Genomic DNA, 25348 nt, shown 5'->3' with positions numbered 1-25348 from the left:
GAAACCGATGTTCGCCTATCCTCTTCTCGTCGCCGACATCGGCGGCACCAATGCGCGCTTTGCGGTGGTGATGGAGCCCGGCGGGCCGCTCAGGCCCCTCGCGCAGCTGCACACCGGGTCCTATGCCAGCCTCGTCGCCGCGGCGGAGGCGGCCCTCGGACGGGCGGGCGACCTCTTTCCCCGCTCCGCCATCCTGTGCGCCGCGGGCCCTTGCGACGGCCGGCGCATCAAGCTGACCAACGCGTCCTGGATCATCGACGGGCCTGAGATCGCCGATGCCCTGTCGCTCGACCAGGGGCTGCTGCTGAACGATTTCGAGGCGCAGGCGCTCGCCTTGCCTGCCCTGCCGGAGCACGGCCTGCGCGACCTGACCGCCGGCCTCGCGGCGCACGGGCCGACGCGGGTCGTGCTCGGGCCTGGCACCGGGCTCGGCGTCGCCGGCCTGACGGAGGCGGCCGGGCGCTTCATCCCGCTGCCGAGCGAAGGCGGGCATGTGGATTTCGCGCCGATGGATGCGGCCGAGGCTGCGATCTGGGCGGCGCTCGAGCGGGTGGAGGGACGCCACACGGCCGAATCGATCCTCTCCGGACCCGGCCTTGTCCGGCTGCACCGGGCGCGGCTCGCCGTTGCGGGCGGCGAGGGATCGACGGACGAGGCGCCGCAGATCGTGGAGCGGGCGCTCGCCGGCCAGGACGGAGAGTGCCGAGAAACGGTGGCGCTCTTCCTGCAGCTCGTCGCGCGCTTTGCCGGCGACATGGCGCTGACCTTCGGCGCGGCGGGCGGCGTCTATCTCGCCGGCGGCATCCTGCCCCGGCTCGCCCCGCTGATCGATTCCAAAGCCTTCGTGGCCGCCTTTGCCGACAAGCCGCCGGTCGCGGCCTTCGTGCAGGCCATTCCCGTGCGGCTCGTCACGACGCCGGATGCCGTGCTCTACGGGCTCGCTGCCATCGGCCGCGCGCCTGAGCGCTATGCGATGGAATGGGACAGACGGCTGTGGCGGCCGTGAAAAGAGCTATTCGCTCGGCTGGTGGGCGACGGTCGGCGCCTGGGTGAGGATGGCGAAGAGCGCCGCGGGGTCGCGCGTCGCGCGGATGCGCTCCAGCACGTCCGGCTCGCGCAGGATGCGGGCGACGCGCGCGAGCGCCTTGAGATGGTCCGCACCCGCCGATTCGGGCGCGAGCAGCAGGAAGACGAGGTCGACCGGCTGGCCGTCGAGGGCCTCGAAGTCGATCGGCCGTTCGAGCCGCGCGAAGAGGCCGAACAGCCGGTCGATCCTGGCCGGCTTGCCATGCGGAATGGCAATGCCGTCGCCGATGCCGGTGGAGCCGAGGCGCTCGCGCTGGAGCAGCGTTTCGAAGATGTCCCGCTCGTCGAGCCCGGTCAGCTCGGCCGCATGTGCGGACAGCTCCTGAAGGGCCTGTTTCTTGCCATTGACTTTGAGCGCCGGCAGGACGGCCTCAGGCGAAAGCAAATCGGTCAGAGCCATATCTCAACACACAGGTGCGCGGCCATCGGGCTGGAACAGGTCCGGCCCGCCGGCACACGTCAGGCCTTGTCAGCGGTGCCGTCAGCCGGGGGATCGACCCAGCCGATGGTCCCATCGTGGCGCCGGTATACGACGTTCAGGCGTCCACTGCCAGCGTGTCGAAACACAACGACCGGCGCACCGGTCAGATCGAGCTCGACCACCGCGTCGCTGACGGACAGCACATGCAGCTGCTTGGTCGATTCCGCCACGATGACCGGGTGGAAGTCAGGGCCGCTCTCGTCCTCCTCATCGCCCGGGGCCTCGAGGACATAGGCAGACATGTCCTGCGGGGTGCCGTTGGCCACGCCATTGGCCGCCTGACGGTCCTTGAGGCGGCGCTTGTAGCGCCGCAGCCGCTTCTCGATGCGCTCGGCGGTCTGGTCGAAGCTCAGATAGGCGTCATGCGCCATGCCGGAGGCCTCGAGCGTGATGCCCGAGGCGAGATGAAGCACGCATTCGGTCCTGAAACCCGTCCCCTCCTTGGCGACCGTCACATGGCCCGCGTGCCCGCCCTCGAAATATTTCGAGATGACACTGGCCACGCGCTCCTCCACCTGGCCGCGCAATGCCTCGCCGATGTCGATGTTCTTGCCCGAAACCCGCAGCGTCATTGTTCTCTCCCTTTCTGGCGACCTTTTACGGTGCCACCTCGAGGGGCCCCTTTCGGCAGGTTGTCACAGTATGTCGTAGAAAGAGCGCCGGCCCAAGTCAACGCGGCCAGCCGCCACGCCGGCTTTCATTGAGTGCCGCGACCTTGGGCGCGCTTCTGCCTGCGACGCTCGACGGAGGAGGGAATGCGCAGGGATTCCCGATATTTGGCCACGGTGCGGCGGGCGATGTCGATCCCCGCGCCCTGAAGCTTCTGGACGATGGCGTCGTCGGAGAGGACGTCGTCCGCCGGCTCGGCGTCGATCATTTGTTTGATACGGTGGCGCACCGCCTCGGCGGCATGCGCCTCGCCCCCGGGCGTGCCGGAAATGGCGGCGGAGAAGAAATATTTCATCTCGAAGACGCCACGCCGCGTGCCGATGGACTTGTTCGACGTCACGCGCGAGACCGTCGATTCGTGCATGCCGATGGCGTCCGCCACGGCCTTCAGGTTCAGAGGTCGCAGATGCTCGATGCCGTGGGCGAAAAAACCGTCCTGCTGGCGCACGATCTCGCTGGTGACCTTGAGGATGGTGCGCGCCCGCTGCTCGAGGCTGCGGGTCAGCCAGTTGGCCGTCTGCAGGCAATCGGCGATGAAGGTCTTGTCCGCCTCGCTGCGGGCGTCGCGCGAGACGCGGGCATGATAGGTCTGGTTGACGAGCACGCGCGGCAGCGCCGCCTCGTTGAGTTCGATCAGCCAGCTGCCGTCGGCCGCCTCGCGCACGAAGACGTCCGGCACCAGCGTCTGCGCCACGCCGCCGCCGAAGGCGCGGCCGGGCTTCGGGTCGAGCCGGCGCAGCTCGGCGAGCATGTCTGTGAGGTCCTCGTCGTCCACCCCGCACAGCCGCTTGAGAGCGGCGACATCGCGCCGGGCGACCAGCGGCAGGTGGGCGACGAGCGCCTGCATCGCCGGATCGAACCGGTCCTGCTCCTTCAGCTGGATGGCGAGGCATTCGGCGAGGCTGCGCGCGGCGATGCCGGAGGGCTCGAAGGTCTGGACGAGGGCGAGCACCTCCTCGACGCGCTCGTTCGTGGTGCCGAGCCGCGCGGCGATGGCCGCCGTGTCCTCGGCGAGATAGCCGGTCTCGTCGACGGCATCGATGAGATGGCGGCCGATGAGCCGCTCCGCGGGGTCGCTGGTCGCGACGAGCAACTGTGCCTCGAGGTGGTCGTGCAGCGACAGGTCGGCGGCGAGCGTCGCCTCGAGGCTCGGTCCCTCGTCGTCGTCGAAGGAGCCGTGCCCGCTGCCGCTCCACAGGGAGGACGAGACCGGCAGCTGGTCCTCGGCCGCGCGGGCCTCGCGGGCCTTCGCCCCGCCTTCGTCCTGGAAGACGTTGTCGAGGCGCGTGCCGAGGCCTGCCTCGATCGTGTCGCGCGAGACGGCGAGCTCGTCCTTGAACCACTGGCGCTCGTCGTCGACGCCGGCCGGCTCGGCGGCGGGCTCCGCCATCTCGGCCGGGCGCTCGCCGTCGGCGCCGTCGGCCCGTTCGAGCAACGGGTTGCGCTCGAGCTCCGCCTCCACATAGGAGACGAGCTCGTTGTGCGAGAACTGAAGCAGCTTGATCGCCTGCAGCAGCTGCGGCGTCATCACCAGGCTCTGGCCCTGGCGCAGCTCCAGTCGGTGCATCAAAGCCATGTTGCCGCCGCCGTCCCCAAACCCCGCGCGCCTTCGGCACGCTTCTTGCTTGGATCACGGTTTTAGCGAGTGTCGCACCCTGCGTCAAAGGGACGGTGCGCCCGGCACGGCCTTCAGAGGTGAAAATCCTCGCCAAGGTAAAGACGGCGCACGTCCGCATTGGCGACGATCTCGTCCGGCCGGCCTTCCGTCAGCACGCGGCCGGAGTGGATGATGTAGGCCCGGTCGATGAGGCCGAGCGTCTCGCGCACGTTGTGATCGGTGATGAGCACGCCGATGCCGCGGCTGGTCAGGTGCCGCACGAGGTTCTGGATGTCGCCCACCGCGATGGGGTCGATGCCGGCGAAGGGCTCGTCGAGCAGCATGAAGGACGGCTGGCCGGCAAGCGCGCGCGCGATCTCGCAGCGCCGCCGCTCGCCGCCCGACAGAGCGATCGACGGCGACTTGCGCAGCCGGGTGATGTTGAATTCCTCGAGCAGCGCGTCGAGCTCGCGCTCACGCTCGCGCTTGTCCCGGATGACGACCTCCAGCACCGCCCGGATGTTGTCCTCGACGGACAGGCCGCGGAAGATCGAGGCCTCCTGCGGCAGATAGCCGATGCCGAGGCGCGCGCGCCGGTACATGGGCAGGTGGGTGATGTCGTGCCCGTCGAGGGTGATGGTGCCGCGGTCGGAGGCGACGAGGCCCGTGATCATGTAGAAGATCGTGGTCTTGCCGGCGCCGTTGGGGCCGAGCAGGCCCACGGCCTCGCCGTTGCGCACGTTGAGCGCCGCATCCTGCACCACGGTACGCCCGCGATAGCTCTTCTGCAGGCCGCGCACGGAGAGAATGCCGGGGCCGCCATAGGCACCGTCCTCGCCCTCGTGCGAGCCGGCCGCATAGAGGGGGGCGAAATCGTCGGGGGCCTGGGGGCCGCCGAAGGGGGGCACGCCACCGGCAAACGGCTCGGCGGTCTCCAGCCCTTCCGGGCGGTGCGCGGCGCCGGCATGGCGCTTCAGGGAGAATTTCACGTCTGTGATCCGTCCTCGGTCGACGAGCGGTGCGGCCTCAGCGGGGGCGCGCCGGCTTCTGCGGCTCGTTGCCGCCCGGCACGAACACGCCCTGCACGCGCCCGCCCGGCTTCGACTCGCACCGCGCGATGCTGGTGTTGAGGTCGTAGACGATGTGGTCGCACTGCTGCACGTTCTGGCCCTGGCTGAGCGCCACCTTGCCGGTCAGGAACACGCGGTTGGCCTGGCGGTCGAAGGTGGCGTTGTCGCCGGTCGCGGTCTGGTCCTTCGAGACCACCGTCACGGGCCCGGCGCATTCGAGCTTCTTGATGTTGTTTTCCGCCGGGGTGCCTCCGGCCTGCGCACCCGCCGGCTGGCCGGCGGCGGCCTGGTTGCCGCCGGTCTGACCGCCGCCCTGGGTGGCGCTCTGGTCGTAATGGACGACGAGCTGCGAGCAGCGCATGGTCGTGTCGCCCTGCACGGCGACCACGTTGCCCGAGAAGACGGCGCGCTGCTCCTTGTCGAAGATCTCGAGCCGGTCGGCGTCGATCTTGATCGGATCCTTGCTGTTGCCGAGGCCGCCGAAGGGCGACGCGCTCTCCTGCTGGGCGAAGGCCGGGGCCGCCATCAGCGCAAGGGCAAGGAGGGCGTAGGGCTGAAGCCTGATGGTCATGGACGGTCTTCTCGGTTGGATCCGGTCTCGGCGCCGCCGGTCGTCGGCGGGTTGGCTGCTTCGGGCTGGCGGGCAGCCTTGGCCTCGATCGTCGCCTGCACCCGTCCGGCGAAGGTGATGTGCTGCCCGTTGTCGGTGACGTCAAGCGTGTCGGCGGTAATGGTCGCGCCGGTGATGGCGACCTCGACCGGCTGCTTCGAGGTGACGGTGCCTGCCTTGAAGTCGACGGAGGCCGACTTGAGGCGCGCATCGTAGCCGCGCTCCGTCGTCACGCGCACGTTGCCGTCGAGCTCGAGCTGCTCGTTCTGGGAATCATAGAGGCCGCTGTCGGCGCTCAGATGCGCGCGCCCCTGGTCTTTCAGCGTGACGTGGCCGTCGATGGTGGCGAGCTCGATGAGGTTGGGCTTGCGCGTGTCCTGGGTGGCGGCCGAGGCGGTGAGCTCGTAGGGCTGGGTGCCCTCGCGGAAGCCGCGCAGCTTGGGCGCGCTCATGGTGATCTTGGTGCCGGACAGGCTGACGGGGCCGAGCGACAGGCCGCCGATCGCTCCGAGCGGCGCGAGCAGGCTGATGCCGACGATGGCAAGGACGGCGAGAAGCGCGCCGACGGGGATCGCGCGCCGCAGGAAGCGCACCCGGCCCGAATGGCGCAGGGCCGCGCCATAGGCATCGCCCTCGCGCGCAACGCGGTGGCCGGTCCTGTTAGACGACACCCCGACGGACATGGGACAGGTTCTCACCCTCGCATGGCGAACGCGCAGCTGGGCGGATCATTCCAGCCCCGATAAGGCGCGCGATCGACGGCAATATCAAAACGCAAGATACCTCGGCATGCACGGCAATGCACGCCGAGGCAAGCCTCATGTAGTGATGCCGAGGCGCAAGGTCAAAGCCTTGTGCCAACCGGCTCACGAATGGGCGAAAATGTCGACTTCCGGCCAGCCCGCAAGATCGAGCCGCGCCCGCGTCGGCAGGAAGGCGAAGCACTGGCGCGCGAGCTCCGTGCGACCCTCGCGGGCGAGCAGCGCCTCGAGCTTGTCCCTCAATGCGTGGAGATGCAGCACGTCCGAGGCCGCATAGGCGAGCTGGGCCTCGCTCAAAGTCGAGGCGCCCCAGTCGGACGACTGCTGCTGCTTCGAGATCTCGACGCTGAGGAGCTCCCGCAGCACGTCCTTGAGGCCGTGGCGGTCGGTGTAGGTGCGGGTGAGACGCGAGGCGATCTTGGTGCAGAACACCGGGCCGGGCATGACGCCGAGATAATGCTCGATGACGGCGAGGTCGAAGCGGGCGTAGTGGAAGATCTTCAAGACCTTCTCGTCCGCGAGGAGGCGCGCGAGATTGTCCGGCCGCGGCCCGTCGGGACGGATCTGGACGAGGTCCGCCGTGCCGTCGCCGCGCGACAGCTGCACGAGGCACAGCCGGTCGCGCTGGGGCACGAGGCCGAGGGTTTCGGTGTCGACGGCCACGGCGTCGCCGAAGTCGGCGTCGGCCGGCAGGTCACCGATGTGCAGGCGGATCGTCATGTCGCAGCGTCCTTCTTTCGCCCCGGGCTACCACCGCGCCTGCGGCAGGGCAAGGGGCCGGGAGAACGATGGCGATGGTCAGGGCGGCGGCAGTTCGGCCGCGGTGCCCCGCCTGTGGCCGGACGTTTGCGGCACGATGAGGGTGCCGGTCGCCTCGGCCGTGTCGGAGATCGAGCCGCCGAGGCGCTCGACGTGCGTGCCGTAGTTGCCGCGCGAGGTCTCGTCGAGGACTGAGACAGGGGCGCTGATGACGAGGCCGGCGGCGGTGCCGACCGTGCTCGCCGCACCCGCGGTCAGCTGGATGATGCGGTCGCCGAGCCCGACGCGCTGGTCCGTCATCGTCTGGCCGGCGACGAGGCGCTGGCCGATGATCTGCACGACCTCCGGGCTCTCGGCGAACTTGCCGTGGTTGAGCCGGTCGCCCGTCTGCAGCTTGGTGAGATCGATGACGGTGATGCCGTCGCGTGGCAGGTCGGTGTGGTAGGGCTCCATCTCGGGGTCGATGGCGCCGAGCCGGGCCGAGCTGCCCCAGATCCGGCGCGAGACGGCGAGCGCCCGGTCGTCCTGCGAGACGAACAGGGTGACGTTGGGGCGCGGCGCCCGGATGGCGGCGAGCTGGGTACGGAAGACGTCGACGTCCACGTCGGGGGCCGCCAGCATGACGTTGCGGATCTTCGGGGCCACGCGGCCGTTGCGGATGGCCATCTGGCGCAGCGCCTCCAGCGTCACCCAGTTGCCCATGGAATGGGCGAGCACCGAGATCTCGCCGACCGCCGGATCACGGGCGAGCGCGGTCAGCAGGGTTTCCAGCGCGTCGCGGGAATAGGTGCTGCTCTCGCGGTCGTAGCCGTAGGCAAGAATGCTGGCGCGCGACGGCCAGGTGAACAGCACCGGCACCACGGGCGAGCCCGAATCGTGGACGATCTGGGCGAAGCGGAAGACCGCGTCCTCGAAGCGGTTGTTGAAGCCGTGGATGAACACGAGCACGCGGCGCTTGGGCGTGCGCGCCACCGCCTTGTGGAACCAGTCGAGCGCCGCCTGGCGATCGAGCCTGTCGGCCCGCAGCGTGACGAAGTCGGTCGCGGGATTGCCAGGCACGCGGCTCGGCCATTGCACCTCGCCGGCGGTGCGGGCGCTGTCCGGCGGGATCGAGACGGTGATATTGGCGAAGGCCGGCTCGCGGCCACGCTCGCCCGTGAACATATCGACCGGGGTCTCGCCCGGGCTGCGGGTCGTGGCGACGATCATGTCGACGGTCGCGGTGCCCGGCGCCCGCTCGGCGACCGGCAACAGTACGCCCTTGGGCGGGCCGGCGCAGGCGGCGAGGCTCGCGCAGAGGAGAATGCCGGCCAGCGGGCTCAGCCATGACGCTCGCAAACCGCCAATGATCATTGCAAGACCGCTCCCCAACCCGCTGGCCCGGCATCGGCCGGCGCCGCAGCTTTGCCCGGCAGGGGCGGGAATGGCAAGGGACAGGGAGGAAATGACCGATCGGCTCAGGCCTGCGGGGCTGCGGCTGCGGCGCCAAGGTCTTCGTCGGTCACCTCGGCGGCTGCCTTGGCGATCTTGAGCGCCCGGGTCCTGCGGCCGGGCTCCATGACGAGGACGATGGTCTCGAGGCCCGGGCAGGCGGGATCGGCGCAGACGATCTCGTTCACGGCGACGGTCGCCTCGTCGGAGAGGCAGAGCACGATGCGGGCCCGCTCCTTCAGGGCGGCGAGCGCGGCCTTGGCCCCGTCGTCGCCGTCCTTCCTGCCGAAGAGGCCGAAGCGCAGCGCCATGGCCCCTGCTCAGGGCAACGTGAGGATGCCGGCCGCCCCCGCGGCCGTGCCGAAGGCGAGGCGCTTGCCCTTGGCGTCCCAGGCGAGGGCCGTCACCGCCGCATCCTCCTGCGCTTCCACGCTCGCGCGGCGCACCAGCAGCTCCGTCGCGTCGGTGAGGCGGATGAGGAGGATGCAGCCGTCCTCGTAGCCGGCGGCGACGACGAGCGCGCCGGGGTGGAAGGCGACGCGCGAGACCTTGGCGTGGCGCACGCCGCATTCCCGCGGGGCGCGGCCCATCGGGCCGTCCTTGTCGAAGGGCCAGACGATGATGGCATCGGCGCCGGAGGTGGCGAGCCAATTGCCGTCGTGCGACCAGGAGAAGGAGCGCGTCTTGGCCGGATAGCCGGTCATGCGCATGTCGCGCCGGTCGGAGAGGCGCCAGCCGTGCAGGGCGTTCTCCTGCATGGAGGTGACGACGAAGCGCGCGTCCGGCGACCAGGTGACGCCGAGGTGCGAGCCCTTCCACTCAAGCTTTTCGGGCTCGGCGTCGGTGTTCGGGAACCAGAGGCTGACGGCATTGTAGTGGGCGATGGCGAGGCGGTAGCCCTTCGGCGCGAACGCAAGGCCCTGGGCTGTCGATGGTGCCTCGAAATGGCGCAGGCGGCCCTTGCCGTCACGCGCCGTGACGCGCTTGCCGGCGCTCCAGGCGAGGGTGCCGTCGCGACCGGCGACGATGGCGTCGATCCAGCGGCCCTTCTCGTCGCCGATCTCCTCCACCGTGCCGTCGCCGGCGACGGCGACGATGCGGCCGTCGTCCCCGCCGGTCACGAGCCGCCGGCCGTCGCTCGTCGCGACGAGCGCGGCCCCGTCCGGATGGGCCGCGACGCGTTTCTGGTCGTCGCCGGCAACGAGCAGCGCCGCGCCGTCGGCCAGTGCGAATGCGGTGGTGCCGCCGAGCCAGGCGAGGGCGGTGACATGCGCGCCGGCAGCGAGATCGGCGACATGGTCGGTGAGGGAGGAGATCGTCGGAGCGGCCATGGGATCTTTATGATCGAGCGTCGGTCGGAGACTCCCCTCCCCCTTGCGGGGAGGGGGTAGGGGTGGGGGCGCGACGCAAGAGCACGACCGCCTGCGTGCTGCTCCACCCCCCTCCCTACCCTCCTCCACAAGGGGGAGGGGACAAGAGGAGTCGTTCGGCAAGCCGGGGGAGCGAGCAATGCCCGCCGCGTCACGCCGTACAGGCCAGGAAGCCCTCGCGGATCGCCTCCTTGTCGAGGTTGCGGCCGATGAAGACGATCTTCGACCGGCGCTCCTCGCCGGGCTTCCACTCGCGCTGCAGGTCCCCGTCGAGGATCATGTGCACGCCCTGGAAGACGAAGCGGCGCGGCTCGTCGCGGAAGGCGAGGATGCCCTTGGAACGCAGGATGTTCGGGCCTTCGCGCTGCACGAGGTCGTTGACCCACGGCAGGAACTTGTCGGGATCGACCTCGCCGTCGATGGTCAGCGCCACCGACTGCATGTCCTCGTCGTGATAGTGCTTCAGCCCGCCGTGATGGTGGTGGTGATCATGGTCGCAGTCCGGGCCGCAGGCATGGTCGTGGTCATGATCGTGGTGGTGATGGTGGTGGTCGTCGTCCTCGAGGAAGGCGGGCTCGAGTTCGAGAACGCGCTCGAGGTCGAAGGCGTTGCGGCCGAGCACCTGCGAGATGTCGACGGAGGCGCGCTCCGTCTTGTGGATCATCGCATAGGGGTTGATGGCGCGGATGCGGCCTTCCACCTCGGCGAGTTCCTCGGGCGAGACGAGGTCGATCTTGTTGAGGATGATGACGTCGGCGAAGGCGATCTGGTTCTTCGCTTCCGGCGCGTCCTTCAGCCGGTCGGTCAGCCACTTGGCGTCGGCGACGGTGACGACGGCGTCGAGCTTCGTCTTGTCGGAGACGTCCTGGTCCATGAAGAAGGTCTGGGCCACGGGCGCCGGGTCAGCGAGGCCGGTCGTCTCGACGATGATGGCGTCGAACTTGCCCTTGCGCTTCATCAGCCCGTCGAGGATGCGGATGAGGTCGCCGCGCACGGTGCAGCAGATGCAGCCGTTGTTCATCTCGAACACTTCCTCGTCCGCGCCGACGACGAGGTCGTTGTCGATGCCGACTTCGCCGAATTCATTGACGATGACGGCGAAGCGCTGGCCGTGCGGCTCCGTGAGGATGCGGTTGAGAAGCGTCGTCTTGCCGGCGCCGAGATAGCCGGTGAGGACGGTGACGGGAATCTTGTCGGCCATAGATGGGCTCCAAGGAACGCCGGGCGCAGCCCGATCCTGACGGACCCTGCCGCACGGGCGTGATCAGACCTCGCGAAAGGCGGTGCCCCGGATGCGGGGCTTTCCACCCCCTCCTAGCACCGCCGCCGGGCCGCCGTCGACCGTCACCGGGCGAGGGCGGCGTTCAGCGCCTTTATATTGTGCTGCATCATGGCGATGTAAGTCCCCGCCGCGCCGTTTTCATCCGACAGGGCATCCGAATAGAGGCGGCCGCCGATCTTGGCGCCGGTCTCCTTGGCGATGCGCTCGACGAGGCGCGGATCGGTGACGTTCTCGAGGAAGACGGCGGGGATCTTGTCGCGCTTGATCTGGCGGATGATGCGGCCGACGTCACGGGCCGAGGCTTCCGCATCGGTCGAGACGCCCTGGGGGGCGATGAAGGTGAGGCCGTAGGCCCTCGCGAAATAGCCGAAGGCATCGTGCGAGGTGATGACCTTGCGGCGGTTGCGCGGGATGGCCTCGACCGCCGCCTTGACCTCGGCCTCGAGCGCATCGAGTCTGGCGAGATAGGCCTCGGCATTGGCGGCATAGGCCTCCTTGCCCGCCGGATCGGCGGCGGCGAGCCCGTCGCGGATCGCCGCGACATAGAGCTTCGCATTGGCCACATCCTGCCAGGCGTGCGGGTCGAGCCCGCCATGCTCGTGGGCGTGCTTCTCGTCGTGTTCGTCGGCGTGGCCGTGTCCGTGGGCGTGGCCATGCGCGTGGCCATGACCGTGGCCGTCGTCCTCCATCTCCAGCGGCTTCACCTCGGCCGCGGCCTCGACGACCGTGGCCTTGGTGCCGGAGGCCTGAACCAAGCGGTCGATCCAGCCTTCGAACTTGAGGCCGTTGACGAAGATGACCTTGGCCTCGGCGAGGTTGCGGGCGTCGGCGGGCGAAGGGGAATAGACATGCGCGTCGCCATTGGGCCCGACGAGGACGGTGAGATCGATGCGCTCGCCGCCGACCTCGCGCACGAGATCGCCCAGGATGGAGAAGGTGGCGACGACCTTCGTCTTCGAGGGCGTCTCGGCCTGCTGCGCGAAGGCAGCGGGAGCGAGCGGCAGCGCCATGAAAGCGGCGGCGGAAAGTGCTGATATAACGTTGCGTCTGGTGCGCATGGTTGATCCTCCAGAGCCCGCCGCGGGGCGGCGGTGATTTCAGGCTTCGAGATGTCGTCCCGGCACGAGGCGCCACAGGAGGCCGTCGACGGGGCCGACGAAGAGCGAGGCGATATAGGCGCCGCCCGCGACGAGGATGATGGACGGGCCGGCCGGCAGGCCGGTGTGGTAGGACAGGATGAGCCCGGCCGCGCCGGACAGCATGCCGACGAGCGTGGAGACGCCGATCATCACGGTGATGTCGCCGCTCCAGAAGCGGGCGCTCGCGGCCGGCAGCATCATCATGCCGACGGCGAGCAGGGTGCCGAGGGCGTGAAAGCCGCCGACGAGATTGATCACGACGAGCGCGAGAAAGGCGAGATGCGCGACGGCTCCCGCGCGGCTCACCGAGCGCAGGAAACCTGGATCGACGCATTCCAGCACCAGCGGCCGGTAGAGGACCGCCAGGGCGGCGAGGGTCACGGTGGCGATGCCGGCGACGAGCAGGAGCGTCGCATCGTCGAGCGCGAGCACCGTGCCGAAGAGGACGTGCAGCAGGTCGACATTGGAGCCGCGCAGCGAGACGAGCGTCACGCCGAGTGCGAGCGAGATGAGGTAGAAGGCGGCGAGGGCCGCGTCCTCCTTCAGCGCCGTCGTGCGCGCGACGAGGCCCGCGGCGAGCGCCACCGCGAAGCCGGCGGCGAGCCCGCCGATGGTCATCGCCGGCAGCGACAGGCCGTAGAGGAGGAAGCCGACGGCGGCACCGGGCAGGATGGCATGGGCCATCGCGTCGCCCGTCAGGCTCATGCGGCGCAGCATCAGGAAGACGCCGACCGGGCCGCCCGACAAGGCAAGGGCGGCGGCCCCGACGAGGGCCCGGCGCATGAAATCGAATTCCACGAAGGGGTCGATGAGAAGGTCGTAGAGCATCGCCGCTCAGGCCGCGTCGCGTGCGCAGATCGGCGCATGCGTGTCGAAGGCCTCGACGAGGTGGCGGGCCCGCAGCAGGTTCTCGGCCGTCAGCACCTCGTCCGTCTCGCCCCAGGCCACCGGCTCGCGCGCCAGCAGGAGCGTGCGCGGGAAGGCCTGGCGCACCATCTCCATGTCGTGCAGCACGGCGACGACCGTGCGCCCCTCGTCGTGCCAGCGGCGCACGAGGGCGAGAAGGTCCGCCGTGGTGCGGGCGTCGATGGCGGTGAAGGGCTCGTCGAGCAGGATGATGTCGGCATCCTGCAACAGGAGGCGGGCAAAGAGCGCCCGCTGCATCTGCCCGCCGGAGAGCGTGCCGATGGTGCGCTTCTCGAAGCCGGTGAGGCCGACGGCGGCGAGCGCCTCCTCGATCCGCACCCGGTCCTTGCGGCCGATGCCGCCGAACAGGCCGGCGCGGCTCCACAGCCCGACGCAGACGAGGTCGTAGACGGTGATGGGGAAGCTGCGGTCGATGTCGGCCGCCTGCGGCAGATAGGCGATGCGGGCCTTCGCCCCGCGCGGCGTGCCGAGCGACAGGCGGATATGGCCGGACAACGGCGGCAGCGCCCCCACGATGCCCTTGAGCAGGGTGGACTTGCCGGCGCCGTTCGGCCCGACGACAGCCGTCAGGCTGCCGCTCGCCAAGGCGCCGTCGAGATGGTGCACGGCCGGGTGCCGGTCGTAGCCGAGCGTCAGGTTCTCGAAGCGGATGGCGTCGCTTGTGCGCGCGGCATCGGTCATGGGCTCAATCCAGCACGGACAAAACGGCGATCCACAGCAGCACGAGCACCGCACCCGCGCCGGCAAGGCGCGTCAGCGCCGACATGCGCAGCAGCGACATGGTCGGCTGCGCCGCTTCGGCATGGTGATGGTGGTGGCGATGCGCGTGCGAATGCGTCATGACCATTGAATTAGATGTTCTACTATAACATTGCAAGCATGCGGGGCCGCGTCAGGGCGCCGCTGGGAATGTTCCGGGGACATCATGGTTCGGCGCCCTCGGCGCGTTTCAAGCGCTGGATGCGGGCTCGCATTCCGCTCACGCTCCATGCGTCCGGCAAACGAGGCTGCGCTCGTCCGGCACGCGCTCCAGCCCCCCACACACCCTCGTGCCCCGGACGCACCGCAGCATGAAATGATGCGGTGCTGAGCCGGGGCCTATTCATACGGTGCCTTCGGCCGATCATGCGCTGGATCCCGGCTCGCATTCCGCTTCGCTCAATGCGTCCGGGAAACGAGGTTGTGCGGGGGATCCCCGCTGCCGCTCAGAACGGGTGGTACTGGTAGAGCCAGGTCTCGGTCAGCACCTGGTCGCCGAGCTTCAGGAAGCAGCGCATCTCGACCGGCTCGGTGCCCTCGACGGTGAGGTCGAACTGCACGCGCCAGTGGCCGGGCACGTCGTTGGGCAGGGCCTCGGCGAGGATGTAGGAGAAGCTGCCGCGCGAGGCCCAGAGCACGGGCTCGGGCTCCTCGCCGAAGGGAATGGTCGCGAGCGGCGGGCCGCGGAACTCGAGCATGAACTTGCGCACGCCCGCCGGGCGCGGCTGGCCCGGCTGGCCGCCGTTGCCGAGGCGCGTGGCGACGCAGCGGCCGAGGGTCGTCGGAAAGGGCTCGTCGGCGAGCCAGTGCAGGCGGTAGGAGAGGTCGTGGCGCGTGCCCGCCTTCGCAGGCTCGCGCGGCACCCACATGGCGACGATGTTGTCGTGGATCTCGTCGTCCGTCGGGATCTCGATGAGCTCGACGGCGCCCTTGCCCCAGTCGCCCTTCGGCTCCACCCACAGGCTCGGCCGCCGGTCGTAGAAGACGCCGTCGAGATAGTGGTCGAAGGCGCGGTCGCGCTGCAGGAGGCCGAAGCCGCGCGGGTTCTCGTCCTGGAAGGCGGAGGCGATGGTGCGCGGCGGATTGTTGAGCGGCCGCCAGATGTGCTCGCCGGCCCCGGTCCACAGGGCAAGGCCGTCGGAATCGTGGATCTCCGGGCGCCAGTCGACGGCCGTCGGCTTCACGGTCTCCGAGTACCAGTACATCGACGTCAGGGGCGCCAGGCCGAAGCGGGTGACGTCGCTGCGCAGGAAGAGCGTGCTGTCGATATCCATCAGCACGCCCTCGCCGCGCTGCATGACGAAGCGGTAGGCGCCGGAGATGCTCGGCCCGTCCAGCAGGCAGCAGACCGTGACCGTGTCGCTGCCGTCCGCCGGCGTGTCGAAATAGACGTGGGTGAAGGCGGGAAATTCCTCCGGCTTGCCGGCGACGGCCACCTCGAGCGCGATGCCGCGCGCCGACAGGCCGTACTGGTAGAGGGCGCCGATGGCGCGGAAGTAGGAGGCACCGAGGAAGGCGACCCAGTCGTTGCCGCGCCAGTCGCGCTTCGGATCGGTGCCGAAGCGGCTTTCCTGGAAGCGGAAGCCCGCGAAGCCCGATCCGGCCGGCAGTTCATGCGCCGGACTGTCCGCCGGCATGTCGAAATAGCGCTCGTCGTAGACGATCTCGCGCGCCTTGCCGTTGGCGACGACATGCATGCGCACCGGGCTCTGGAAGTAGCGGCCGAGGTGGAAGAAGGTGACGGGGAACTGGCCGGGCCCATCGGCGAAGAGCGCATAGTCGGGCTTGAAGCGGATCTTGCCGTGGGCGTCGTAGTCGATGCGCTCGAGGATGTCGGACGGCGGCGCCGGCGGGGCCTTGTAGGGGCGCTTGGCCATTGCTTCGGCCCGCGCCACGAGCGCGTCGAAGGAGAACGGTGCCTCGTTGCCGAACTTCAGGCCCTGGGCCGCGAGCGCGGCTGGGGCAAATCCCGTTGCCGCAAGGCCGGCGGTGGCGGCAGCGGAAGCAAGAAGCGTACGTCTGTCGATCATGCGTCGGGCGCTCGTTGTGGCGTCGTGGGTCGGGCTCTCAGGCCATGTGGTGCCGCGGTGCCGCCTTGTCATCCCCGCAAGGCGGCAACGGCATGATTGGGTTATCGCGGGGAAGATGGCGGGGGAATGGCGAAAACCGTGCGCTTCCGGCGCTGAAGACTTGAGCTTGCTGCCGTCGCCATGGATAACTCTGAACTCGACGGGGGCGCGGCCTCGCGAGGCCGCGTCCGCTCAACGCATTCCGGGAGGAGGGAAGATGCGTCGCTTCATGAAGACGATGACTGCAGGAGCTGCGGCACTCACGGCCGTGCTGATGGCTTCGAGCCTGCCGGCCCGCTCGGCCGAGTTCATCAACGTGCTCACCGGCGGCACCTCGGGCGTGTACTATCCGCTCGGCGTCGCCCTGTCGAAGATCTATGCGGAGAAGATCCCGGACACCCGGCCGTCGGTGCAGGCGACCAAGGCCTCGGTCGAGAACCTCAACCTGCTGCAGCAGGGCAAGGGCGAAATCGCCTTCGCGCTCGGTGACAGCGTCAAGCTGGCCTGGGAAGGCGATACGGAAGCCGGCTTCAAGGGCAAGCTCGACAAGCTGCGCGGCATCACCGCGATCTATCCCAACTACATCCAGATCGTCGCGTCCAAGGAATCGGGCATCAAGACCCTGGCCGACCTCAAGGGCAAGCGCCTGTCGGTCGGCGCGCCGAAGTCGGGCACCGAGCTCAACGCCCGCGCCATCCTGGAGGCGGCCGGCCTCGGCTACAACGATCTCGGCAAGGTGGAGTATCTGCCCTTCGCCGAATCGGTCGAGCTGATGAAGAACCGCCAGCTCGACGCCACGCTGCAGTCGGCCGGCCTCGGCGTCGCCTCGATCCGCGACCTCGCCGCCTCGGTCGACATCACGGTCGTGGAGATCCCGGCCGACGTGGTCGAGAAGGTCGGCGCGCCCTACATCGCCGGCACGATCCCGGCGGGCACCTACAACGGCCAGGCGGGCGACGTGCCGACCGCTGCGGTCGTCAACTTCCTCGTCACCCGCGAGGATGTCTCCGACGATCTCGCCTATGCGATGACGAAGACGATCTACGAGAACCTCGATCAGCTCGCGGCGGCCCACAGCGCGGCCAAGGCGATCAAGATCGAGGACGCCCTCGGCGGCATGCCGGTGCCGCTCCACCCGGGCGCAGAGCGCTTCTTCAAGGAAAAGGGCGTGTCCCAATAAGCCGTTCGACGGACGGCACGGTGGAAAAGCGGGCCTTGCGCCCGCTTTTTTCATGGCTGGTTTCGTGCTCCCCCACGCGGCGGCGATATTCGTTCGCGGCATCGGGCCCTTGCAAATTCGGCATGGGTGGTGTTGAGACGGCGCACGAAAACCGGCAGGCGCGGGCCGTGTCGGGAAGAAGGGTACTGGCGCTCTCCCACGGCCGCGGCACGCGCCGCGAACAGGGGCGGGTGCTTCGCTTCGGGAGTAGACAATGGCAGAAACGGCCGGCCGTGAGGCTGCAGCGACGGTGAACGCCGAACACGGGATGCCCGAGGGGTTCGGCGCCGGTGCGACGGCCCGGATCCTCTTCTGGATCGCCGTCGCGTTCTCCTTCTTCCAGATCGTCACGGCCTTCGGCATCCCGCTCGACCGCGATTTCCTGCCGGGCGTCGACCTCATCGTCGTCACCGGCGCCGTCTTCGCCCTGTGGGCCGTGAAGATCGCGGTCGATGCCGCGCGCGGCCGCCCGGTCGCCGAGGCGCTCTATGCCTTCGTGCCGCTCGCCCTGACGATGGTGCTGCTGTCGCGATTCGGCGGCGGCGTGCCGAGCCAGATCGTGCGCACCATCCACGTCGGCTTTCTCTGCCTCGTCGCCGGCGGCCTGCTCGCCATGCACCGCTCGCAGACGCCGTGGGGCCGCGCGATCGCCTGGGCGCTCGGCATCGGCGGCTTCCTCGTCGGGCTCTACCACTGGGTCTTCTATTTCGACCTCGTGGTGCGCGCGGGCGAGCTCATCCCGTCGGATTTCGTCGTCGGCATCGCCGCCATCGTCATCCTGTTCGTCCTCGTCTGGCGCGTGATGGGGCCGGCCCTGCCGATCGTGGCGGGGATCTTCCTCGCCTACTGCCTCTTCGGAAACTACCTGCCGGCGCCCTTCGACCATCGCGGCTACACCCTCGAGCAGGTCGTCGAGCACATGTCCTTCGGCACCGAGGGGCTCTATGCGGTGCCGACGGCCGTGTCGGCGACCTACATCTTCCTGTTCATCCTGTTCGGCTCCTTCCTGGAGCGGGCGGGGATGATCCAGCTGTTCACGGACGTGGCGATGGGGCTCTTCGGCGGCGCCCGCGGCGGTCCGGCCAAGGTGTCCGTCTTCTCCTCGGCGCTGATGGGGACCATCTCCGGCTCGGGGGTCGCCAATGTCGTCTCGACGGGGCAGTTCACCATCCCGCTCATGAAGCGCTTCGGCTACCGGTCCGCCTTCGCCGGCGGCGTCGAGGCGACGGCCTCGATGGGCGGGCAGATCATGCCGCCGGTCATGGGCGCGGTCGCCTTCATCATGGCCGAGACCATCGGCGTGCCCTATGCCGAGGTGGTGCAGGCCGCCGTCGTGCCCGCAGTCCTCTATTTCGCCTCGGCCTTCTGGGCCGTGCATCTGGAGGCCGGACGCTGCGGGCTCACCGGCATGCCGAAGGCGGAGCTGCCCAACGCCTTCAAGGCCTTCACCTCGAAGTGGTACCTGGTGCTGCCGCTGGCGGTGCTCGTTTACCTCCTCTTCGCCGGCTATACGCCTCTCTTCTCGGGCTCGGTCGGGCTTGCCCTCACGGTAGTGCTGATCCTCGGGGCGGCCGTCGCGGCCGGTCTCGTGCACGAGGTGGTGCGCGTCGTGTTCTGGGTCGGCCTCGGCCTTCTCGCCGCGACTTTCCTGATCTGGGGCGTCCTCGTCATCCTCGGCCTCGTCGCCGTCCTCGTGGTCGCCAGCCTCTTCGTGCGCGGCGGCGTCGAGACGCTGGCGGCGTGCCGCGACGCGCTCGCCGAGGGTGCCCGCCAGGCGCTGCCCGTGGGCCTCGCCTGCGCCGTCGTCGGCATCGTCATCGGCACGATGACGCTGACGGGCATCGGCACCATCTTCGGCAACTGGGTCGTATCCATTGGCAAGGGCTCGCTCGCGCTATCGCTGGTGCTGACGATGTTCGTGAGCCTGCTGCTCGGCATGGGCATCCCGACCATCCCGAACTACATCATCACCTCGTCGCTGGCGGCGCCGGCGCTGCTCGAGCTCGGCGTGCCGCTGATCGTCAGCCACATGTTCGTGTTCTACTTCGGCATCATGGCGGACCTGACGCCGCCGGTGGCGCTCGCCGCCTTCGCGGCGGCTCCCATCGCCAAGGACAACGGCTTCCGCATCGGCTTCCAGGCGCTGCGCATCGCGCTGCCCGGCTTCGTCATCCCCTACATGGCGGTCTACGATCCGGCGCTGATGCTGCAGCCGGTGGCGGGCCTCTCGGGCGCCGCCTACTGGCTCGACGTCAGCTACATGATCTTCAAGACCGGCCTCGCCATCGGCCTGTGGGGCATCGCCTCCATCGGCTACCTCTGGTCGCCGCTGCAGACATGGGAGCGCGTCGTCGCGACCATCGCCGCGCTGTCGCTCTTCGCGGCCTTGTCGATGACCGACGAGATCGGCTTCGCGCTCGCGGCCGTGGTGCTCGGCTGGCACTGGTGGCGCACGCGCCGCGGGGCACGGCCGGCCTCGGCCGCGTGAGCGGCCTGTGCCTCGCGGCGGCGGGGCTCGTCGTGCATCTCGGCACGGCCGCCCTGACGCTCGGCTGGACCCATTCGGTGGAAAAGACCGTGTGGGAGGAGGACTGGCGGCTGACGGAGCAGGGTCTCGTCATCGCGGAAGCGCGCGTCAAGGGTTCCGGCGCGGGCATGGACCCGGCGCCGGACGCCCGGCTGATCGATGGCTTCTGGCGCTGGACACCGTCGCTGCCGCCGCAGGACATGGTCGTCATGCGGCGCTCGCAGGCGGTGGCGGACTGGTATCTCTGCGTGGAAGGGGCGTGCAGGCCGCTCGAGCGGCTCGTGCCGCAGGCAGCCGATCCGGTGACGCTGCGGGCGTGCGACCGGCCCTGATCAGGCCATGATCAAGCCTTGTGGCCGCCGGCCCCGTGGGCACCCTCGGCTCGCGCGGCCTGGCGCATGAAGCCGACCATCGCCCACAGGCCGACGAGGGCGAAGAGGCCCATCAGCACATAGCCGACGGTCTGGCCGAGCTCGAAGATGCCGGCAATGGCCCAGCCGGCCGCGATGGCGACGGCGAACACCTCGGTGCCGACGAGCACGGCCACGCTGATGAGCGTGACGAGGGTGCGGGAGGTGCGGGCCTTCTGCGCTTCAGCCACTTCTGTCTTCCCCGTGCCGCGCGGCGGCTTCATGGTGACGTCACGGTCTTGGCACTACAGCATGGCGGCGGCGAAAGGCAAGAGGCCTCGGCTTTCGGCCTCGTCGCGGCGGCTGGCGAAAGAGCCCCGGCCGCTCTATGGCTTAACGGTGCACTCGCTCGCACGCCCGGCCGAATCGCCAAGCTCCCCGCAACCATTCCCGAAACGAGTGGTGAGATGTCATCCAACGGTTCGCGTTACGCCATCTATTTCGCGCCCCATTCCGACGATCCGCTGTGGCGTTTCGGCTCCGGCATCCTCGGTTATGACGGGGCGACGGGCGAGGAGGTGCCGCAGATCGTGCCGCGCGGCCTCGATGCGGAGGCCTTCCACAGGCTGACGGAGGAGCCGCGGCGCTATGCCTTCCACGCCACGCTGAAGGCGCCGTTCCGCCTGGCCGAGGGCCAGGCCGAGAGCGACCTCATCGCGGCTCTCGTCGACTTCGCCGAGGCGCGGCCGGCCTTCACCCTGCCGCGCCTCATCCTGACGGCCATCGGCCGGCGGCCGGCGGAAGGGGCGTTCCTCGCGCTCGTCGAGGCCCGGCCATCCGCGGAGCTCGCGCAGCTGGAGCGGGCGCTCGTCCCCGCCTTCGAGCCTTTCCGCGCACCAGCGAACGGCGACGAGATCGCCAAGCGCCGGCCGGAGACGCTCTCCGAACGCCAGCGGCAGCATCTCGAGACCTACGGCTACCCTTATGTGCTCGAGGAATTCCGCTTCCACATGACGCTGACCGGGCGCGTGCCGCGCGAGGACGTGGCGCGCACCGAGGCGGCGCTCGCCCTCGCCTATGCGGAGCACGTGCCGCCGGCGGACGTCCTCGTCGATGCGCTCGCCCTCTGCCGGCAGGACGGGCCGGGCGAGCGCTTCCGCATCGTCGGCCGCGCCGCCCTCGGCGCTTAGAGCCGGATCCGATCGGGTTGAATCAAGCCGATCAGTCCGGGCTCTAGCCGTAGAGCGCCCGCGGCAGGGCCGTCGCGAGCGCGGGGAACAGCCATAGGATGGCGAGCACGGCGAGCTGGATGGCGACGAAGGGCGCGACGCCCCTGTAGATATCGGCGGTGCGCACCTCCGGCGGGGCGACGCCGCGCAGGTAGAACAGCGTCGGCCCGAAGGGCGGGGTGAGGAACGAGGTCTGCAGGTTCACCGCCATCATCACGCCGAGCCAGACGGGATCGATGCCCTCCATCTGCAGCAGCGCGGGGGCGACGATCGGCACGACGACGAAGACGATCTCGAGAAAGTCGAGGAAGAAGCCGAGGAAGAACATCACGGCCATGACGAGGAGCACCGCTCCCGCCGGGCCGCCCGGCATGGCCGAGAGGGCATCCTTGACGAGGTCCTCGCCGCCGAGGCCGCGGAAGACGAGGCTGAACAGCGTCGCGCCGATGAGGATGGCGAAGATCATCGCCGTCACGTCCGTCGTGCCGCGGGCGATGGTCTTGAGGAGCCCCTCCGTCGCGAGCCGCCAGAGGGCGTGGAGGAGGCCCGCCGCGACGAGCGCGCACAGCGCCGCCGCGACGAGGATGCCGGCGGACTGGCCCGCTGTCACGACCTCGCGCCCGAGGCGCAGGTCGACGAAGGCGGTGAGGACGAGGAGAGCGAGCAGCGCGGCGGCGGTGGAGCGCGCGACGAGGGCACTCCTGCGCCCGCGTCGGTCGGCGGCGATGAGGATGGCGCCGACCGCGCCGACGGCCGCCGCCTCCGTCGGCGTCGCCACGCCGCCGAGGATCGAGCCGAGCACGGCGACGATGAGCGCCACCGTCGGCACGACCGCGCGCACGACGGTTGCGACCGGCGAGGGGCCGAGGTCGCGCGCCTCGGGCGGCAGGGCCGGCGCAAGCGCGGGCCGCAGCCAGGCGACGAGCACCTGATAGAGCACGTAGAGCAGGACGAGCAGCAGGCCGGGAACGACCGCGCCGGCGAAGAGGTCGCCGACCGACACGGTCTCCGGCGCGAAATTGCCGAGCGCGAGCTGGGCGCTCTGATAGGCCGTGCCGAGCTGATCGCCGAGCACGACGAGCACGATGGACGGCGGGATGATCTGGCCGAGCGTGCCGGCGGCCGCGACGGAGCCCGCCGCCAGCGAGCGCGAATAGCCGTGGCGCAGCATCGGCGGCAGGGCCATCAGCCCCATGGTGACGACGGTGGCGCCGACGACGCCGGTCGTCGCGGCAAGGAGCGCGCCGACGAGGAAGATCGAGAGGCCGAGCCCACCGCGCACGGCGCCGAACAGGCGGGCGCAGGTGTCGATCAGCTCCTCCGCGACGCGCGAGCGCTCCAGCACCACGCCCATCAGCACGAAGAGCGGGATGGCGACCAGCACGTCGTTGGTCATGATGCCGTAGATGCGCTGGGGAAATGCCTGCAGGAAGGCATAGGGTATCGCCCCGGTCATCAGGCCGATGGCGAAGAAGACGAGCGCGCAGCCCGCGAGCGCGAAGGCGACGGGAAAACCGGTGAGGAGCAGCGCGAAGGCGCTGCCGAACATGGCAAGGCCGAGGATGTCGTGGAGCACGCTCAACGCTCCCTGCCGGTTGTGAGCGCGGCGAGCGCCTTGAGCGCCATGGCGATGCCCTCAACGGCGAGAAGCACGGCAAAGGCGGGGATCAGGGTCTTGAGCAGGTAGACGAACGGCAGGCCGCTCGTCTCGCGCGAGCCTTCGAGGATGGCCCAGGAGCGCGTGACATAGGGCAGGGCGACGTCGAAGGTCAGCAGCGCCAGCGGTACGACGAAGAGGAGCGCCCCGAGCAGGTCGACGAGCGCCCGCGAGCGGGGGCCGAGCCGGCTGTAGACGACATCGACGCGCACGTGCCCGTCCCGCGCCAGCACAGCGCCCGAGGCCAGCATGAAGGTGGCGGCATGCAGGTAGATGACGCTCTCCTGCAGGGCGATGAAGCCGATGCCGAAGACATAGCGCATGAGCACGACGGCGAATTCGACGACCACCATCAGGATGGCGCACCAGGATACGATGTTGCCGATGGCGAGGACCGGCACCTCGAGCGCGGCGGCGAGGCGTGCGGGCAGTGGGCGTTCGGGCTGGGCGTTCGGCACGGGAACTCTCGTGCGGCAGGGAGCGGGACTTGAAAGCGAGGGACGTGCAGGCGAGGGACTAGGGGGGAAGCGGCCGCGGGTCAATCACCAACACGGGGGAAAGGCGGCGCGTGGGAAGGGGAGGCAGGACCGGAACGGGCTCGCTCCCCCGGCGAGCGGGCGCTATGATCGCCGCCGATCCTGCCCTTCGGTGCGAGGCGCCATGCACGAGCATTCCCACGGCCATCACCACGATGATCACGACCACGATCACGAGGGCAGCGAGCTCTCGCCCATGGCGCTGCGCGTCAGGGCGCTGGAATCGATTTTGGTCGAGAAGGGCTATGTCGATCCCGCCGCGCTCGACGTGCTGATCGAGACCTATGAGACGAAGATCGGCCCGCGCAACGGCGCGCGGGTGGTGGCCAAGGCCTGGGCGGACGAGGAGTACCGTGCCTGGCTGCGCACGGATGCGACGGCGGCGATCCATTCGCTCGGCTTCACCGGCCGCCAGGGCGAGCACATGGTCGCCGTCGAGAACACGGCGGAGGAACACAACCTCGTCGTCTGTACCTTGTGCTCCTGCTATCCGTGGCCGGTGCTGGGCCTGCCGCCAGTCTGGTACAAGTCGGCGCCCTACCGCTCGCGCGCGGTCATCGACCCGCGCGGCGTGCTGGCCGATTTCGGCATCACGCTGCCCGCGGCGACGCGTATCCGCGTGTGGGATTCGACGGCCGAGACGCGCTATCTCGTCATCCCCATGCGCCCGGCCGGCACCGCGGGCTGGGACGAGGAGGCGCTGGCGCGGCTGGTGACACGCGATTCGATGATCGGCACGGGCCTTGCCCGCACGCTTGAGGAGTTGCGGCCATGAACGGCGCGCAGGACCTCGGCGGCATGATGGGCTTCGGCCCCGTGGAGCCGGAGCCGGAGGACGTGCGCTTCCACGCTCCTTGGGAGAAGCGGGCGCTCGCCGTCACCCTCGCCGCCGGCGCCATGGGCGCGTGGAACATCGATGCGAGCCGGCATGCGCGCGAGACGCTGAACCCGGCCGACTACCTGTCGTCGAGCTACTACGAGATCTGGATCAAGGGGCTGGAGAAGCTGCTGCTCGCCCGCGGGCTGGTGACGGCGGAAGAGCTGGCGGCCGGCCGGGCGCTGGCGCCGGGCGATCCCGGCCAGCGCGTGCTGAAGGCCGCGGACGTGCCCGCCGTGCTCGCCCGGGGCACGCAGTACGACCGGCCGCCCGAGGCGACCGCCCGCTTCGCGGTGGGCGAGCGGGTGCGCACGAAGGTGATGCACCCCGCCGGCCACACGCGCCTGCCGCGCTATGCCCGCGGCAAGGTCGGCACCATCGCGCGCGTCAACGGCGTCTTCGTCTTTCCCGACACGCACGCGCACGGCAAGGGCGAGTGTCCGCAGTGGCTCTACACCGTCGCCTTCTCGGGCGCGGAGCTGTGGGGCGCGGACGGCGATGCGACGCTCACCGTCTCGATCGACGCCTGGGAGAGCTATCTCGAAGGAGCGGCGGCATGAGCGCTGCGGATGCACTGCTCGATGCCGTCTGCGGCATCACGCCGGTGGCGCGGGACGCGGACGGGCCCGTCTTCCGCGAGCCGTGGGAGGCCGAGGCCTTCGCCATGGCGGTGGCGCTCAACGAGGCCGGGCTCTTCACCTGGAGCGAATGGGCCGAGGCGTTGTCGCAGGAGATCCGCCGCGCGCAGGCGGCGGGTGATCCCGACCTCGGCGACAGCTATTACCACCATTGGCTCGCGGCGCTGGAGAGGCTCGTCGCCGAGAAGGGCGTCGCCGCGCCCGAGGCGCTTGCCGAGCGCTGCGCCGCCTGGGACAGGGCCGCACGGGCGACGCCGCACGGACGGCCCATCCTGCTCGAAAACGATCCGCTGGCCCCGGCGTGA

General features: G+C 69.7%; 27 protein-coding genes. 8 read left to right on the top strand and 19 right to left on the bottom strand.

Annotation, left to right across the window (positions count from 1 at the left end; translation table 11 throughout):
• Window positions 1–7 precede the first annotated feature (7 nt).
• Window positions 8–1006: a glucokinase gene (locus AL346_RS03620; RefSeq protein ID WP_019404254.1), complete on the top strand. Its 999-nt coding sequence runs from the start codon at window positions 8–10 to the stop codon at window positions 1004–1006.
• 6 nt (window positions 1007–1012) lie between these two features.
• Here the strand turns inward: AL346_RS03620 and ptsN are convergent, their stop codons facing one another.
• The 16 genes from ptsN to AL346_RS03545 all read right to left on the bottom strand — a co-directional run bounded on the left by ptsN (window position 1013) and on the right by AL346_RS03545 (window position 15971).
• Window positions 1013–1486 carry a PTS IIA-like nitrogen regulatory protein PtsN gene (ptsN, locus tag AL346_RS03615; RefSeq protein ID WP_019404255.1) on the bottom strand — a complete coding sequence of 158 codons (474 nt, stop codon included), beginning with the start codon at window positions 1484–1486 and terminating at the stop codon, window positions 1013–1015.
• Between the two features lie 59 nt (window positions 1487–1545).
• Window positions 1546–2139, bottom strand: coding sequence for a ribosome hibernation-promoting factor, HPF/YfiA family (gene hpf, locus AL346_RS03610; RefSeq protein ID WP_019404256.1), 594 nt, complete (start codon window positions 2137–2139; stop codon window positions 1546–1548).
• 125 nt (window positions 2140–2264) lie between these two features.
• Window positions 2265–3812 carry an RNA polymerase factor sigma-54 gene (gene rpoN / locus AL346_RS03605; RefSeq protein WP_019404257.1) on the bottom strand — a complete coding sequence of 516 codons (1548 nt, stop codon included), beginning with the start codon at window positions 3810–3812 and terminating at the stop codon, window positions 2265–2267.
• Between the two features lie 113 nt (window positions 3813–3925).
• Window positions 3926–4822, bottom strand: coding sequence for an LPS export ABC transporter ATP-binding protein (gene lptB, locus AL346_RS03600; protein ID WP_019404258.1), 897 nt, complete (start codon window positions 4820–4822; stop codon window positions 3926–3928).
• 37 nt (window positions 4823–4859) lie between these two features.
• Complete coding sequence (locus AL346_RS03595) at window positions 4860–5474, bottom strand: LptA/OstA family protein (RefSeq protein WP_019404259.1); 615 nt, start codon at window positions 5472–5474, stop codon at window positions 4860–4862.
• The gene (gene lptC, locus AL346_RS03590; RefSeq protein ID WP_019404260.1) at window positions 5471–6196 is read right to left on the bottom strand and encodes an LPS export ABC transporter periplasmic protein LptC; all 726 of its coding nucleotides are present in this window, start codon (window positions 6194–6196) and stop codon (window positions 5471–5473) included. Before lptC ends, AL346_RS03595 begins: the two co-directional genes overlap by 4 nt.
• Window positions 6197–6379: 183 nt before the next feature.
• Window positions 6380–6994: a ribonuclease D gene (locus tag AL346_RS03585; protein ID WP_019404261.1), complete on the bottom strand. Its 615-nt coding sequence runs from the start codon at window positions 6992–6994 to the stop codon at window positions 6380–6382.
• A 78-nt stretch (window positions 6995–7072) separates the two neighbouring features.
• On the bottom strand, window positions 7073–8386 hold the full coding sequence (locus tag AL346_RS03580) for an alpha/beta hydrolase (protein WP_019404262.1): 1314 nt from the start codon (window positions 8384–8386) through the stop codon (window positions 7073–7075).
• Window positions 8387–8490: 104 nt separating this feature from the next.
• Window positions 8491–8775 carry a hypothetical protein gene (locus AL346_RS03575; RefSeq protein WP_019404263.1) on the bottom strand — a complete coding sequence of 95 codons (285 nt, stop codon included), beginning with the start codon at window positions 8773–8775 and terminating at the stop codon, window positions 8491–8493.
• Between the two features lie 9 nt (window positions 8776–8784).
• Window positions 8785–9795, bottom strand: a complete 1011-nt coding sequence (locus AL346_RS03570; protein WP_019404264.1) for a WD40 repeat domain-containing protein — start codon at window positions 9793–9795, stop codon at window positions 8785–8787.
• A gap of 190 nt (window positions 9796–9985) precedes the next feature.
• A complete protein-coding gene (locus AL346_RS03565) occupies window positions 9986–11035 on the bottom strand; it encodes a GTP-binding protein (protein ID WP_019404265.1) in 1050 nt (349 codons plus the stop codon).
• Window positions 11036–11178: 143 nt separating this feature from the next.
• Window positions 11179–12174 (bottom strand): metal ABC transporter solute-binding protein, Zn/Mn family, encoded by a 996-nt coding sequence (locus AL346_RS03560; RefSeq protein ID WP_026015492.1) that lies wholly within the window; start codon window positions 12172–12174, stop codon window positions 11179–11181.
• Window positions 12175–12213: 39 nt separating this feature from the next.
• The gene (locus AL346_RS03555) at window positions 12214–13083 is read right to left on the bottom strand and encodes a metal ABC transporter permease (RefSeq protein ID WP_019404267.1); all 870 of its coding nucleotides are present in this window, start codon (window positions 13081–13083) and stop codon (window positions 12214–12216) included.
• A 6-nt stretch (window positions 13084–13089) separates the two neighbouring features.
• Entirely contained in the window at window positions 13090–13863 is a 774-nt protein-coding gene (gene aztA / locus AL346_RS03550) for a zinc ABC transporter ATP-binding protein AztA (protein WP_019404268.1), read from the bottom strand.
• Between the two features lie 4 nt (window positions 13864–13867).
• Window positions 13868–14023, bottom strand: coding sequence for a hypothetical protein (locus AL346_RS24940; RefSeq protein ID WP_156332670.1), 156 nt, complete (start codon window positions 14021–14023; stop codon window positions 13868–13870).
• 364 nt (window positions 14024–14387) lie between these two features.
• Window positions 14388–15971, bottom strand: a complete 1584-nt coding sequence (locus AL346_RS03545; RefSeq protein WP_019404270.1) for a glucan biosynthesis protein — start codon at window positions 15969–15971, stop codon at window positions 14388–14390.
• A 256-nt stretch (window positions 15972–16227) separates the two neighbouring features.
• Here AL346_RS03545 and AL346_RS03540 point away from each other — a divergent pair, with 256 nt between their 5' ends.
• The 3 genes from AL346_RS03540 to AL346_RS03530 all read left to right on the top strand — a co-directional run bounded on the left by AL346_RS03540 (window position 16228) and on the right by AL346_RS03530 (window position 20088).
• Window positions 16228–17190: a TAXI family TRAP transporter solute-binding subunit gene (locus AL346_RS03540; protein ID WP_019404271.1), complete on the top strand. Its 963-nt coding sequence runs from the start codon at window positions 16228–16230 to the stop codon at window positions 17188–17190.
• A gap of 553 nt (window positions 17191–17743) precedes the next feature.
• Window positions 17744–19717, top strand: coding sequence for a TRAP transporter fused permease subunit (locus AL346_RS03535; protein WP_245258957.1), 1974 nt, complete (start codon window positions 17744–17746; stop codon window positions 19715–19717).
• A complete protein-coding gene (locus tag AL346_RS03530) occupies window positions 19675–20088 on the top strand; it encodes a DUF1850 domain-containing protein (protein WP_019404273.1) in 414 nt (137 codons plus the stop codon). The genes AL346_RS03535 and AL346_RS03530 overlap by 43 nt, the downstream gene beginning before the upstream one ends.
• 11 nt (window positions 20089–20099) lie before the next feature.
• On the opposite strand, the gene AL346_RS03525 is transcribed toward AL346_RS03530, so the two are convergent.
• Complete coding sequence (locus tag AL346_RS03525; protein ID WP_019404274.1) at window positions 20100–20357, bottom strand: hypothetical protein; 258 nt, start codon at window positions 20355–20357, stop codon at window positions 20100–20102.
• A 216-nt stretch (window positions 20358–20573) separates the two neighbouring features.
• On the opposite strand from AL346_RS03525, the gene AL346_RS03520 reads away from it, so the two are divergent.
• Window positions 20574–21296, top strand: a complete 723-nt coding sequence (locus tag AL346_RS03520) for a DUF1045 domain-containing protein (protein ID WP_019404275.1) — start codon at window positions 20574–20576, stop codon at window positions 21294–21296.
• 43 nt (window positions 21297–21339) lie between these two features.
• Here the strand turns inward: AL346_RS03520 and AL346_RS03515 are convergent, their stop codons facing one another.
• Window positions 21340–22884: a TRAP transporter large permease subunit gene (locus AL346_RS03515; RefSeq protein ID WP_053194015.1), complete on the bottom strand. Its 1545-nt coding sequence runs from the start codon at window positions 22882–22884 to the stop codon at window positions 21340–21342.
• A 29-nt stretch (window positions 22885–22913) separates the two neighbouring features.
• Complete coding sequence (locus tag AL346_RS03510) at window positions 22914–23450, bottom strand: TRAP transporter small permease subunit (RefSeq protein ID WP_019404277.1); 537 nt, start codon at window positions 23448–23450, stop codon at window positions 22914–22916.
• Window positions 23451–23652: 202 nt separating this feature from the next.
• Between AL346_RS03510 and nthA the strand changes: the two genes are divergently transcribed.
• Genes nthA through AL346_RS03495 form a run of 3 tightly spaced genes read left to right on the top strand, consistent with a single transcriptional unit; the run spans window position 23653 to window position 25348 of the window.
• Window positions 23653–24303: a nitrile hydratase subunit alpha gene (gene nthA, locus AL346_RS03505; protein WP_019404278.1), complete on the top strand. Its 651-nt coding sequence runs from the start codon at window positions 23653–23655 to the stop codon at window positions 24301–24303.
• Entirely contained in the window at window positions 24300–24965 is a 666-nt protein-coding gene (gene nthB / locus AL346_RS03500) for a nitrile hydratase subunit beta (RefSeq protein ID WP_019404279.1), read from the top strand. Before nthA ends, nthB begins: the two co-directional genes overlap by 4 nt.
• On the top strand, window positions 24962–25348 hold the full coding sequence (locus tag AL346_RS03495; RefSeq protein WP_019404280.1) for a nitrile hydratase accessory protein: 387 nt from the start codon (window positions 24962–24964) through the stop codon (window positions 25346–25348). Before nthB ends, AL346_RS03495 begins: the two co-directional genes overlap by 4 nt.

It is taken from the genome of Chelatococcus sp. CO-6 (assembly GCF_001271345.1).
Taxonomy (GTDB): Bacteria; Pseudomonadota; Alphaproteobacteria; order Rhizobiales; family Beijerinckiaceae; genus Chelatococcus_A; species Chelatococcus_A caeni.
Note: the sequence above shows the minus strand (reverse complement) of the source record. Positions and strands in the feature narration are given on the sequence as shown.